Source organism: Paraflavitalea soli (genome assembly GCF_003555545.1).
GTDB lineage: Bacteria > Bacteroidota > Bacteroidia > Chitinophagales > Chitinophagaceae > Paraflavitalea > Paraflavitalea soli.
This window is the reverse complement of sequence record NZ_CP032157.1, coordinates 5,697,999-5,710,863: the sequence shown is the minus strand read 5'-3', so window position 1 is coordinate 5,710,863 and position 12,865 is coordinate 5,697,999. Positions and strand designations below refer to the sequence as shown.

General features: G+C 47.1%; 9 protein-coding genes. 2 read left to right on the top strand and 7 right to left on the bottom strand.

From position 1 onward, the window contains the following. Nucleotides 1–30 precede the first annotated feature (30 nt). The 4 genes from D3H65_RS21540 to pheS form a co-directional block, all read right to left on the bottom strand. Nucleotides 31–1,113 (bottom strand): carboxypeptidase-like regulatory domain-containing protein, encoded by a 1,083-nt coding sequence (locus D3H65_RS21540; protein WP_119052296.1) that lies wholly within the window; start codon nt 1,111–1,113, stop codon nt 31–33. 72 nt (nt 1,114–1,185) lie between these two features. Continuing rightward, complete coding sequence (locus tag D3H65_RS21535; RefSeq protein WP_119054597.1) at nt 1,186–2,190, bottom strand: NAD-dependent epimerase/dehydratase family protein; 1,005 nt, start codon at nt 2,188–2,190, stop codon at nt 1,186–1,188. Continuing rightward, on the bottom strand, nt 2,183–3,037 hold the full coding sequence (locus D3H65_RS21530; protein WP_245999556.1) for a 3-hydroxyacyl-CoA dehydrogenase NAD-binding domain-containing protein: 855 nt from the start codon (nt 3,035–3,037) through the stop codon (nt 2,183–2,185). The genes D3H65_RS21535 and D3H65_RS21530 overlap by 8 nt, the downstream gene beginning before the upstream one ends. Before the next feature lie 115 nt (nt 3,038–3,152). Then, nucleotides 3,153–4,187, bottom strand: coding sequence for a phenylalanine--tRNA ligase subunit alpha (gene pheS / locus D3H65_RS21525; RefSeq protein WP_119052294.1), 1,035 nt, complete (start codon nt 4,185–4,187; stop codon nt 3,153–3,155). Nucleotides 4,188–4,346: 159 nt separating this feature from the next. Between pheS and D3H65_RS21520 the strand changes: the two genes are divergently transcribed. After that, nucleotides 4,347–5,483, top strand: coding sequence for a formimidoylglutamase (locus tag D3H65_RS21520; protein WP_119052293.1), 1,137 nt, complete (start codon nt 4,347–4,349; stop codon nt 5,481–5,483). Between the two features lie 116 nt (nt 5,484–5,599). Continuing rightward, entirely contained in the window at nt 5,600–6,964 is a 1,365-nt protein-coding gene (gene dacB / locus D3H65_RS21515) for a D-alanyl-D-alanine carboxypeptidase/D-alanyl-D-alanine endopeptidase (protein ID WP_119052292.1), read from the top strand. A 122-nt stretch (nt 6,965–7,086) separates the two neighbouring features. On the opposite strand, the gene D3H65_RS21510 is transcribed toward dacB, so the two are convergent. The 3 genes from D3H65_RS21510 to D3H65_RS21500 all read right to left on the bottom strand — a co-directional run bounded on the left by D3H65_RS21510 (nt 7,087) and on the right by D3H65_RS21500 (nt 12,854). Further along, on the bottom strand, nt 7,087–7,881 hold the full coding sequence (locus D3H65_RS21510) for a TIGR00266 family protein (protein ID WP_119052291.1): 795 nt from the start codon (nt 7,879–7,881) through the stop codon (nt 7,087–7,089). A 159-nt stretch (nt 7,882–8,040) separates the two neighbouring features. Continuing rightward, on the bottom strand, nt 8,041–11,625 hold the full coding sequence (locus D3H65_RS21505; RefSeq protein ID WP_119052290.1) for an efflux RND transporter permease subunit: 3,585 nt from the start codon (nt 11,623–11,625) through the stop codon (nt 8,041–8,043). Between the two features lie 53 nt (nt 11,626–11,678). Further along, entirely contained in the window at nt 11,679–12,854 is a 1,176-nt protein-coding gene (locus D3H65_RS21500) for an efflux RND transporter periplasmic adaptor subunit (protein ID WP_119052289.1), read from the bottom strand. Nucleotides 12,855–12,865 lie beyond the last annotated feature (11 nt).

Here is a 12,865-nt window from a genome sequence, read left to right as displayed (position 1 = left end):
TAAGATTTTATTAATGTGGGAAATTTGATTTTACTCATATTCGTAATTATAGGGTAACAATTCTGCCAGTTTTTTCCAGGCCCAATAGCCTGTATTGACTACATCATACTGATCATAAAAATACCCATTTTCCTCAATGACAAAACCATCCGTTATATCCAGTAGTGTAACCTGCATACGGGTATTGGCCGGCAGCTTAAACTCCTGCAGGAACCTTTTATCCGGATACACCGTTTTGTAACTGATACGGTACCGTCCCTGCCAGTTAATCGTCACTTCACTGCTGTCAGCCACATATTGTTCTCCATCGTATAGCTTATGAATAATTGTCCCTTTAACGCTTGCAGGATCCTCCTCCAGTTTTTCTACAATAAACCCTTCTTCAATGGCCGTACTATCATAGAGTGAACGCATAAAATGGAGCCGGGAACCCAGGTAGGTTCTGGCCCGGTTTTTCTTCCATGCTTCCACTGCTGAGGCGGTACTGTCTATTTCCTGGAAGAAGGGATAGCCAGTATATTGGCTGATATTGGTATTGTAATCATAACTGAAAGAGTCAAGTTGATAACGGATCGTATAACCCAGGGCATAATTGGTGATGAGAAGGTCTTCTTTGGCTGTTACCTTCAGGCGGTTCCGCTTTTTGGTATAGAAGAAGCGCAGGGCTTCGGGATTACGGATAATACACTGGCTCGAATTGGGCGTGGTGCCTATAAACTGATCCGTGAAAAAGGAACCATATTTGGCAAGCCCGTCGGGCACCTCATTACTTGCCACTACCGCCACTTCAGTCATCGTTTTGTCTTCCTTTACCAGCTCAAAGACCAGCGTATCTGCCATCGTTTGGTTACTGCTAATGCGTAACACACTCTTGTTATAACCCGTATAAGAAATAACCAGATCATACCCGCCGTTTGGCAGGCGCATAAAGAATAAACCCTCTGAGTTGGTGATCGTGCCGTGCGTGGTATTCTGGCAAAAGGCTGATGCGCCAGTCAATGGCTGCCGGGAAATAGAGTCAATTACCTTTCCAAGCACTACAAAATCCTTTTGCTGCGCAAGGGCAACTGTACAAATAATTGTTAAAAAAAGAGCGGCAATGGTCTTCTTCATGTGGGAACTATTGGTACTATTTATTAACGATTTTAGAGCCGGGCAAGTATACTGTTGCAACTACTTTGCCAGTTATAAAGCCTGTGGATGCTGCAGGTAATGGTCGCATGCTTTTGTAATGCTCTGAGCCAGTGAGGTAAAGGAAAAGCCAGGCAATGCCCGTAATAATTTATCGTGCTCAAAGTAAGTTTTAGTTTGGGCAACACGGGCGCTTTGCTGCGTAAGCAAGGGCTTTTTGCCGGAAAACATTGACTTAACTTTCTCCAGCCGCCAGGCCACCTCTCCTAAGAAAGGGGTGGCTTCCCGGCTGGGTAGCTTTTTGTGAAAACCTTCTGCGATGGTATTGAGCAACTGACGGAACGACCAGTTCTCACCATTTACAATGAAACGCTCGGCGCTTATACCACTCTTCAACAACAGTACCGCAGCCCTGGCTACATCGTTCACATCCACAAAACCATTCACCCCGTTGGTATACCAGGGAAATTCCCTGAAGCTGTTTTTAAATATAGCGCAGCTGGAGGTATTCCAGTCTCCATACCCCAGTATCGTACTGGGGTTGAGTACTACCACATCCAGGCCTTCCCCCATACCTCGCCACACTTCCCGTTCGGCATGGTACTTACTGATAGCATACTGCGTATTGAGTTTGCTGTGCTGCCACTTCTTTTCTTCCGTTACCCGGTCTCCGTTGGCTGTTCTGCCCAAGGCCGCCACAGAACTGATGTGCACAAAGCGCTGTATCTTTTTCTCCAGCGCCATATTCACCATATTAGCCGTCCCGTCTATATTGATATTAAACAACTCTCTTTTCTCTTTGGGATCAAAAGAAACCTTGGCTGCCGAGTGGATCACCCCATCAACACCCTCCATGGCTTCTTCCAGCGATACAATGTCCAGGATATCCCCATCCACCCATTCCACCTGGTCCAATGTACCTGCGGAAATAAAAAAAGGAAGTTTATGGCTACGGCGCAGGGCACGCACCCCATATCCTTGTTGTATCAGCTCCTGGATGATATAGGCTCCCAGAAAACCTGTACCCCCCGTTATGAGTATTTTAGTTGGCTTACTCATATCCATAATACCCTTTTTTAGTTTTCCTGCCCAATTCCTGCTTGTCTACCCGTTCTTTTTGCAGCCAGGAGGGGCGTAAGCGCTTCGGGCTTCCCAACTGTTCATATACTGAACAGCTTACTGCATAATTCACATCATTACCAATAAGGTCCATCAGCCGGAACGGACCCATTTTAAATCCCGTCGCTTCCAGTAAAGTATCAATCGTTTCATAGTCACCAATGCCCTGCTCCACCAGCTTTAGCGCCTCGAGATAATAAGGCCGCGCCACGTGATTCACAATAAATCCCGGTGAGTCCTTACACAGTACAGGGGTTTTGCCCAGTTGCCTGGCCAGCTCTATGATCGTTTGTATCGTATGCTCATTACTATAGGGGGTGCTTACTACCTCTACCAGTTTCATAACAGGGGCAGGGTTGAAGAAATGCATACCGGCAACACGCTCCGGGCGCATTACCTGCCGGGCAATATCTGTAACTGCCAGCGAAGAAGTATTGGTGGCAAAAATTACGTCACTGTGGTTTAGTTCCGCAAGTTGATTGAAGAGCGCCGTTTTGATAGAGGCTTTTTCTACAATGGCTTCGATGACAATATCTGCCAGGCAATCATTAATATCATGCGTAAAACGCAGGCGGCTAAGCGTATCCGCTTTTTCTATGGCCGTTATCTTATTTTTCACCAGCAACTGCTGCAAGCTGGCTTCCAGGACTGCCTCCGCCTTTTCGATCAAGCCTTTATTCACATCATACAGGATCGTATGAAATCCCTTTTGTGCGGCTATTTGTGAAATACCACTACCCATGGTACCCGCACCGCAAACACACACAGTCTGAATTGTCTGACCCAAGAGTATTTGATTTATTGGATTTTCTATCCGTCTGAACGGCGCTACCAACAGATCAGTCGCCCTAAAGCGCGGTAGCAATTCTGTATTCTAAATTCTGTATTCTGAATTCTTGCCTTTATATCGCACTCGTGAATTGTCGGAGAAACCGCACATCATTCTCACTGAACAACCGGATATCATTAATGCCATATTTCAGTAATGCAGGACGCTCAATGCCCATACCAAAGGCAAATCCTGTGTATTTATTGGAGTCGATCTTGCAATTTTCCAGCACCTTGGGATGCACCATTCCACAACCCAGGATCTCCAGCCAGCCCGTACGTTTACATACCGCACAGCCTTCGCCCCCACAAATTTGGCATTGTATATCCATTTCTGCACTTGGTTCAGTAAAAGGGAAGTAACTGGGACGGAAACGTACCTTGATATCCTTACCGTACATCTCCTGTACAAAGAAGTACAAGGTCTGCTTCAGATCTGCAAAAGACACATTTTCGTCAATATACAACCCTTCGATCTGGTGGAAAAAACAGTGGCTGCGGGCGCTCACCGTTTCATTACGGTATACCCGTCCCGGACAGATGATCCGGATAGGCAATGGATTTTGTTCCATAGCCCGTATCTGCGTATTGCTGGTATGTGTACGCAAAAGCACATCAGGCTTTTGCTGAATGTAAAAAGTATCCTGCATATCCCGTGCGGGGTGATGCTCCGGCAGGTTCAGTGCCGTGAAATTGTGCCAGTCGTCCTCAATTTCCGGTCCTTCCGCTACAGAAAATCCAAGCCGCTGAAATATGCTGATCACATGGTTCAGGAACAGGTTAATAGGATGGCGTGTGCCCAACGGTAAAGGGTCGCCGGGAAGCGTTACGTCAATGGTGGATGCCGCAGCAGCAGACGAATTGCTTTCCAGCGTTTGCTTCCAGGTTTCGTATTTGCTCTCCGCCAGTTGCTTGAAATCATTCAATACCAGGCCAAACTCCTTTCTCTTATCTGCCGCCACATTTTTCATTTCCGTAAAGAGGTTCTTCACAATCCCTTTTGTGCCAAGAAACTTAATACGGTAAGCCTCCAGTGCTTCCGTCCCGTCATTAGCCAATTTCTCAATCTCCTGCTTGTAAGTGGCTATCTGTTGTAACAGTTGTTCCATACTGGCAAAGATAATGAAGGAAGACCGAAAAGTCCGGAACTTGGTAAAGTCCGGAATAGGACGGGATTCCGGTCATGCTGACCTCCGCACTTGCCGGCTTTTGGCTGCTTCACCATGCCGACTTTCGGACTTTTCCGACTTTCGGACTATCTTGCGCCCATGTCGGATATGTTTAATATCGTTGATTTCCTCGAGCCTGTAAACAGGGCAGTACTGGCGCAGGATGAATCATATAAAGATGGGCAGATGGGTAAGATCCTTCAGGTATATGAAGAGGAAATGCCCGATCTGACCGGGGTAGATATCGTATTGGTAGGTTGTGGCGAAACCAGAGGTGCCGGAATACCTCCATCCCGGCAACTGGCTTCCGACGCGATCCGCGCCGAATTTTACCAGCTCTTTTACTGGCACCAGGACGTTTCAATTGCCGATATCGGTAACATTAAAAAGGGAGCTTCCCTAAAAGATACCTATGCCGCACTCAAAACGGTACTGGCCGAACTGACCGCTGCCGGTAAAATGGTGGTCATACTCGGTGGCTCGCATGATCTTACCCTGGCCCAATATGGCATGTACGCCGATCAAAAAAGGGTCATTGATGCCGTATGCATCGATGCCCTTATAGACCTTTCCATGGATTCCCTGCAGCGCGATCAGAACTTCCTCATGGAAATGCTCACCGGCGAGCCCAACTTTATCCGTCATTATAACCATATCGGTTTCCAGAGCTATTATGTACATCCCCATATGCTTGAAACCATGGATAAGCTGCGCTTTGATTGTTTCCGTGTAGGAATGGTCAAGGAACAAATTGAGGAAATGGAGCCCGTTATTCGCAACAGCCAGCTCCTGAGCTTTGACATTTCCGCCATTGCCAATGCTTTCGCGCCTGCCAATACCATCACTCCAAATGGATTAAATGGGGAAGATGCATGCGTTCTCATGCGGTATGCAGGCATGAGCACAAATATCAGCACCATCGGCATATATGGCTATCTGCCTTCTAAAGACAAAGAAGCACTCACCGCCAAACAGATCAGCCACATGCTGTGGTACCTCGTAGATGGCCGCAGCCGGGGTAAACGTGAAGCGCAGGTAGAGGAAAAAGACTCCTTCAATGAGTTCCACATGGCCTTTGCCGAAATAGAGTCCGTATTCCTCCAAAGCAAAAAAACAGGTCGCTGGTGGATGCAGTTGCCCGATAAAAAATTCATCCCTTGCTCCTATAAGGATTATTTATTGGCCGGCCGCAATGAAATACCTGAAAGATGGCTGCGGGCACAGGAAAGAGAATAAGTTGTAAATCCCTCAATTATTGTACAGCACTTTATGGAAAAGATCCATTCCTGCATTTCATAGTGGCGCCAACCTGTCCTGCCTTGTGGGATTCACACATTGGTGTATATTGAGCTATGAAAAAAAGAACCGGGTATTTTCTCTTGTCAGTGCTGGTTTTTGCGGCCTGTTCTCCGCAGAAAGCTATTAATAAACAAGTACATCAATCTATCCTGCAAGATCCTTCCATCAGCAGGGCGCATATCGGTATCAGCCTTTTTGATGTTACCGACAACAAGTACCTGTACAATTACCAGGGCGATAAATACTTTGTGCCTGCATCCAATACCAAGATTGTTACATGTTTCGCTGCCTTAAAATACCTGGGCGATAGCCTCACAGGCATGCATTACCTGGAAAATGATACCGCTGTTTTCCTCTTGCCTGCCGGCGATCCCACCCTGTTACATCCCGAATTCAAAAAACAACCTGTAATAGAGTTCCTCCAAAAGACTACCAAAAATGTCTACATCACAGACCAGAACTGGAAAGACAGGTCCCTGGGCTCAGGATGGGGATGGAGCGATTACAATGAAAGCTATATGGCCGAACGCAGCGCCCTCCCCGTATTTGGCAATACCATCCGCTGGGTACAGGAAGCAGCACAGGGCGTGCAAAATGAAGACCCTCTCTTTGCCCCCAGCCCTTCCGTTTATTCCATTCCCGAGGTAGACTGGAAAGTGCGCTTTGATGGTGACACCGCCAGAAAGAGTTTCTATGTAGAGCGCGATCAGGCCGAGAATGTTTTTCATATTTCCCAGAGCACCGAGAAAAAGAAAGAACAGGAAGTACCTTTTGTCACCCATGGTATTCAATCTGCCCTCGAACTATTGCCTGATACTCTCCACAAAGAAGTGAACTACAAAGCCTGGAGATCAACCCGCAACCTGCAGCCAATGATCCGCAGTCAGCAGCCCCGGGCCATACATTCCCAGCCTACCGATTCCTTGCTGCGGCCCATGATGTATCGCAGCGATAATTTCTATGCAGAACAATCCCTCCTCATGGTGAGCAACCAGAAACTTGGACTCATGAGCGACCGGCTGATTATCGATACCCTATTAAAGACCGACCTGGCCGACCTGCCACAGGTGCCCCGTTGGGTGGATGGCAGCGGATTAAGCCGGTACAACCTGTTCACTCCACAGACATTTGTGGCCATTCTCAATAAAATGCGGGAGCAGTTTGGGATGGATCGCCTGAAAAACATTTTCCCTACAGGAGGTACCGGCACCCTCGGCAGCTTCTATAAAAAAGACAGCGGGTATATTTATGCTAAAACCGGTACCTTGTCGGGCGTCGTGGCCTTAAGCGGTTACCTGTATACCCATAAAAATAAACTCGTCATTTTCTCTGTGCTCGTCAACAACCACAATGGCAATGCCGTAGCTGTAAGACGTAGTGTGGAAGCCTTCATCACCAGCATCCGGAACAAATATTAAGAAACTTATTACCTCATAAAGAAAGCCCGTTTTGCGAAGGTGCAAAACGGGCTTTTAATGTTAATCAACGAGTCCAAATATCAACAACTTCTAAATGCTGGATTCTATATTCTTGCTTCCTCCTACTTCCAGCCATCCCCATCCAGCATATTCCCCAACCCCCCTAAGATACTGCCTTCTTCTTTGCGCTTATAAGTACCATAAGCCAGAATTCGGCCTGCCAGGCGACTGATGGGTAGCGTTTGGATCCATACCTTACCAGGTCCACGCAGCGTGGCGAAGAACAATCCTTCTCCACCGAAGATGGTATTCTTAATACCACCTACAAACTGGATATCATAATTGATGTTTCTGGTATACGCTACAAGACAACCCGTATCGATCCGTAAAAACTCACCAGGCTGCAAGGTCTTTTCAAATACGTGGCCACCAGCATGTACAAAAGCCATTCCATCACCCTCCAGCTTTTGCATGATGAAACCTTCTCCGCCAAATAAACCAGTACCCAGTTTCCGCTGCAATTCAATGCCGATCGAAACACCTTTGGCTGCACACAGGAAAGAGTCCTTTTGCGCTACGATCTTGCCATCATATTTCGACAGGTCCAATGGAATGATCTTACCGGGATAAGGCGAGGCAAAGCTTACACGCTTTTTGCCCTGGCCCACATTCGTAAAGGCTGTCATAAATAAACTTTCACCCGTAAGGATGCGTTTACCTGCCGACATCAGTTTGCCCAACAGCCCTTGCTGCGGTTGCGAACCATCGCCAAACATCGTTTGCATCTGGATACCATCATCCATCATCATAAAGGCGCCGCTTTCAGCTACCGCCGTTTCATTGGGGTCCAGTTCCACTTCCACATACTGCATCTCTTCACCATAAATGCGATAATCTATTTCGTGATTCGTTTTCATATTAATAGTCAATTATTTATTTCAAAATTAAGTGAACAGGCTCATTTACCTGGTACATAATAAGTAGTAAAAACTGCGAAATATTACAAGCCTTGCAATAAAAAAGAGGGTTTAGCCATTTTCGCTAAACCCTCCTGGTATAATGCAAACAGTTTATAGTTAGAACCAGCTGCCTATAAATGCTTCATTTACACGTTTATCAGAGAGCTTCCGACGGCGCCTGGCCTTGTCAAAGCGATGTACGATCATCGTGATCAGCATCAGCGGCATAAATACAAAGGTGAGCGGCGGAATGCCCAGGAACGAGATCCACTTGCCACCATACATCCGCCGCATAGGCCGCTTCAGCCTTTCTGCGATCAGGTACATACTCGGCACAATTACCAGCGTCATAAAGAAGGCAAAGGCAAGACCAAAGATGATCGTCCAGGACAATGGTTTCCAGAACACCGCATTGTCTCCACCAAAGAAGATATTTGGATTCAGCTCACTGAACATCTTAACGAAATCAATATTGAATCCAATCGCCAGCGGTATCAGACCAAGGATCGCAGCCACAGCAGTCAGCAACACAGGAATGATCCGCGTTTTGCCCGCCTGGATGACCGCCTCACGCGTTTTTACACCGCGTGAGCGTAACTCATCCGCAAATTCGATCACCAGGATACCGTTCTTTACCACAATACCCGCCAGCCCCACAATACCAATACCCGTCATCACCACCGATACCTCCATACGTGTAATACCAAACCCAAACAGTACGCCAATTACACTGAATATGATCTCCGTTAAAATGATCACCGACTTACTGATCGAGTTGAACTGGATCACCAGGATCAGCAATATCAGGAACAGTGCAATCACAAGTGCTTTTCCTAGGAAGGCGCCCGTCTCAGCCTGTTGTTCTCCTTCACCCGTTTGCCGTATCGTTACACTGGGTGGCCGCTTCTTGAAGTCAGCAATATGCCCTTTCAATTCTTCATTCACGGCTGTAGGCGTGTAGCCTTGCGTCAATAGCACATTCGAGGTCAGTGTGATCATTCGCTTCTGATTCTTGCGTTTTACACTTCCCAAAGTACTCGTATAATCCAGTTTTACCAGCGAGCTGATCGGCACATGTTTCAGCTTGCCGCCAGATGCCATGTCCTGGAACGTAATATTCATGTTCATCAGGTCACCCAGGCTTTTGCGCTGAAGCTGTTCATTCCGCAATTGGATCTTATACTCATCCTCTCCATCTTTTATTTTGGATACTTCCCGGCCAAAGACAGCAGTCCTGATAGACATACCTATTTGCGCCGAAGAAACCCCTTCCATCATGGCCCTTTCCCGGTCAACCGTGAGCGTAATCTCAGGATTCGTAAGGTCAATATCCATTTTCAATTCTTCCACACCAGGTGTCTGGATCGAATCCAGGTAGTTTTTCAAGGCTACCCCTGTTTTGATCAGGTCATCAAAATTCTCGCTCGCTATTTCAATATTGATAGGTGGCTCAGTAGGAGGGCCGCCCTGCTCCTGGTTAACCGACAACTCAGCGCCCGGAATGCCTTTTACCACCTTCCGGATCTCATCCAGGTAAGGCGCCGTCGCTTTTCCATGCCGCTTTTCAAATTCTACAAAAGATACCTGTATACGTCCCAGTTCAGGCCTGGTGCTCCGGTCTCCACTCATGGGATCGCTGGCGCCCACTGCAATATTCGTGATCACACTCTCCACCACCGGGTTCTCTTTACCATTTTCCATGTCCAGCACTTTATATACGCGCTTTTCCAATGTCTTGGCCACGGAGTCCGTATAATCCACATCCGTACCTACCGGCAACTTCAGGTATACATAGATCTGGTTCGGGTCACCAGTGGGAAAAAACACCACCGGCACATTCCGTGCCCCAAAGAACATAAACGAAAAGATCAGCAATCCGAAAGTGGCCAATAACAACCATACCGGTTTCCATCCATTCAATGCCCACCTCAGCAAAGTTTCATAATGTCCCATGATCCAGGGCAACGCACGGTTTTGGAAACCATGGATCAGCCGGTCCAATACAAAATGGTTCAGCAGGATCAACAGTACAATAAAGATCAAAAGATTGCCAAGGAAGGTAAAGCCCGAGATATCCAGCACGATGCCTACCCCCAGGGCGATCCATAAAAATGGTTTCCGGAAAATGTCCAGCCTCGACTTTTTATGATCCCCTTCCGGATGGTTCATGAAGTCTACCGCAAATACAGGGTTCATGATGAAAGCCACGATCAAAGAGGCTGTCAACGTAAAGATCAGCATCGTAGGCAGGTAGATCATAAACTTACCAATAATGCCCGGCCAGAAAAGCAGCGGCACGAAGGGCGCCAGCGTCGTTAAGGTACCGGCTAATACTGGTATAAATACCTCTCCGGCTGCCATCATGGCCGATCGCTCCGTATTGATCTTGCCTTGCGACTGCACAAAGATCCGGTGCGTATTCTCGATCACTACGATCGCATCATCCACAATAATCCCCAGTCCAAACAGCAGCGCAAATAGCACGATAAAGTTCAACGTTACATGCGATCCCACGATCAGGTCAGCTGCCGGTAAGAAGATGAAGGCAACAAACATACTCAGTGGCACAGACAAGGCCACGAAGAACGCATTTGTGACACCCATAAAGAACATCAGGATGACCAGTACCAGCAAGAAACCGATCACAATCGTATTCACCAACTCATTAAAGGAGGTACGTGTAGCCTTGCTCAGGTCCCCTGTGATCACTACATTCAGGTCTTTGGGAAACTGATCCGCCTTCATCTCGTCTACCACCTTCTTGATGTCATCCGAAGTTTCGATCAGGTTCTCGCCCGCACGTTTGATGATATTCAGCGTGATCACATTCTTTCCGTTCAGCCGCGCATAACTCTCTTTGTCCTTAATAGTATCTTTGATCGAGGCAATGTCTTTGAGGTAAATAGCCGCTCCCTTCGTATTCCGGATGATCACCTTCTCAATATCAAAAGCCGTTTTAAACTGACCCTTTAATTGCAGGTTCCTTTTTGTTTCACCCACATCCAGCATACCGCCCGATATGTCCATGTTTTCACGCGATACCGCATTCGCAATATCGTCAAATGTCACCCCTGCACTTTGCATACGGTAATTGTCTACATTGATCTGGAACTCCCGCTCAGGAGCGCCTACCAGGTCTACCCGGTTGATCTGTGATAACTCCTCCAACCTGTCTTGCAGGTCATCCGCATACTCCTTCAGCTTTACCACATCATAATTACCACTCACATTCACATACATGATCGGCTGGTCCGAAAAACTTACCTCCATCGTTGATGGTTCTTCAGTAAGGTCTGTAGGCAGATCCGGCTTCGCCTTATCCACCGCATCCTTTACTTTTTGCAGCGCTATATCCGTTTTTACATCCGTGCCAAATTCTACCGTGATCGCCGAATAATCCTGTACCGAAGTGCTTGTTACTTTATTGATCTTGGCGCCAGTGATCCCTTTGATCTGCTTTTCAATAGGCTGCGTCACCAGGTTCTCAATATCTTTAGGCGAGTTACCTACATAGATCGTTTGAACATAAATCGTGGGGATCACAATATCGGGAAACTGCTCTTTGGGCAGCGTAACAAACTGGAATAATCCGATCCCGCTCACGATCAGCATCAGCAGGTAGATCGAAGTCTTGTTTTTAATACTCCAGGTAGTTGGTCCGAAATTTTTAAACTTCCCCGTTATATTTTCCAGAACACTCATAAGATTGATTTAAGAATTGTTGAATCGTCTTGGCCGTCTTTCTAACCTGTTCTCTATTTAACTTCCGTGGTGAGATATTGCCCGTCATACAATCCCTGGAATCCTTCTGTGATCAACTGATCACCGGGTTGTAACCCACTTTTTACTTCCAGTTTATCACCGTATGCTTCACCAATAACGATGGCTTTTTTCCTGGCCACCAGCTTGTTGTTTTCCTGCACACCTACCATCACGAACTTGCCTTTTTCATCACTTTGAATAGTGGCTACCGGTATCGTCATAGCATTGGGAGAGGCATAATCCTGTATGCGCACCATCGCCAATTGGTTGGGACGAAGTTGCTTGCCGGCTGGTATTTTTGCTTCTACATAGAAAGAACGTGTATTCGGATCAATGACCTTGCCCGCTACACCAACACGTGCCCGTATGGTATCGTTCGCCAGCTCAGGCAACGTCACCAGTAAATTACTGCCCACACCTACCCGGCCCAGGTAATTTTCAGGAACCTGCGTTACTATCTTCAGGTCATTCGTATTCACGATCCGGATAGCAGGCCTGTTAGGGTCAGTCGCCGATTGAACACTGAAAAACTCACCCACCTTGATATTTACCTGGTCAGCTACGCCGCTTATTTCAGCAAATACATTCGACAGGTCTTGTTGCTCTGTCAACAGCGCTATTTGTTTTTGGATACTTTCAACATTTGCCTTCGCGTTCAGCAACTCTATCTCAGTACCGATCTTTTGATCCCAAAGATTCTTACGGCGCTCGTACGTGGTTTGTGCCAGGTTGAGCGCTATCCTTTGCTGTTCAATCTGTTGTTGCGTCAACGGATCATCCAGTTTCATCACCAATTGCCCTTTGCGTACATTGTCCCCTTGCTTCACATAAATAGCCTTTACCTGGCCCCCCGCTCCACGTGGGGTCACATACGCAATATTTTGCGCATCAATACTTCCCTTCAGGTCAATGTAATGAACAAAGTTGCCCGGCTTCAATGGGCTCAGTGTTACCAGTTTCGTCTTCTCTTCCTTCACGGCAGAAGTATCAAGCCTGGAGATCAATGCTTCCAGTGAATCGATCTTAACGTTCAGCTCCTTCTGCTCTTTCTTCAACCCTTCCAGCTCCTTTTTTTTCTCCGCCAGGTTTTTATTATCGCCAGACGATGCGCCGCAGGCAGCCAGCACCAATACCAGGGCCAAAGCGCTTAATCTATACATCGTTTTCATGATTCGTTTTT

Coding starts and splice junctions, on each gene's coding strand:
- D3H65_RS21540 (WP_119052296.1), bottom strand. CDS start 1,113: ATGAAGAAGACCATTGCCGCTCTTTTTTTAACAATTATTTGTACAGTT.
- D3H65_RS21535 (WP_119054597.1), bottom strand. CDS start 2,190: ATGAGTAAGCCAACTAAAATACTCATAACGGGGGGTACAGGTTTTCTG.
- pheS (WP_119052294.1), bottom strand. CDS start 4,187: ATGGAACAACTGTTACAACAGATAGCCACTTACAAGCAGGAGATTGAG.
- D3H65_RS21520 (WP_119052293.1), top strand. CDS start 4,347: ATGTCGGATATGTTTAATATCGTTGATTTCCTCGAGCCTGTAAACAGG.
- dacB (WP_119052292.1), top strand. CDS start 5,600: ATGAAAAAAAGAACCGGGTATTTTCTCTTGTCAGTGCTGGTTTTTGCG.
- D3H65_RS21510 (WP_119052291.1), bottom strand. CDS start 7,881: ATGAAAACGAATCACGAAATAGATTATCGCATTTATGGTGAAGAGATG.
- D3H65_RS21505 (WP_119052290.1), bottom strand. CDS start 11,625: ATGAGTGTTCTGGAAAATATAACGGGGAAGTTTAAAAATTTCGGACCA.
- D3H65_RS21500 (WP_119052289.1), bottom strand. CDS start 12,854: ATGAAAACGATGTATAGATTAAGCGCTTTGGCCCTGGTATTGGTGCTG.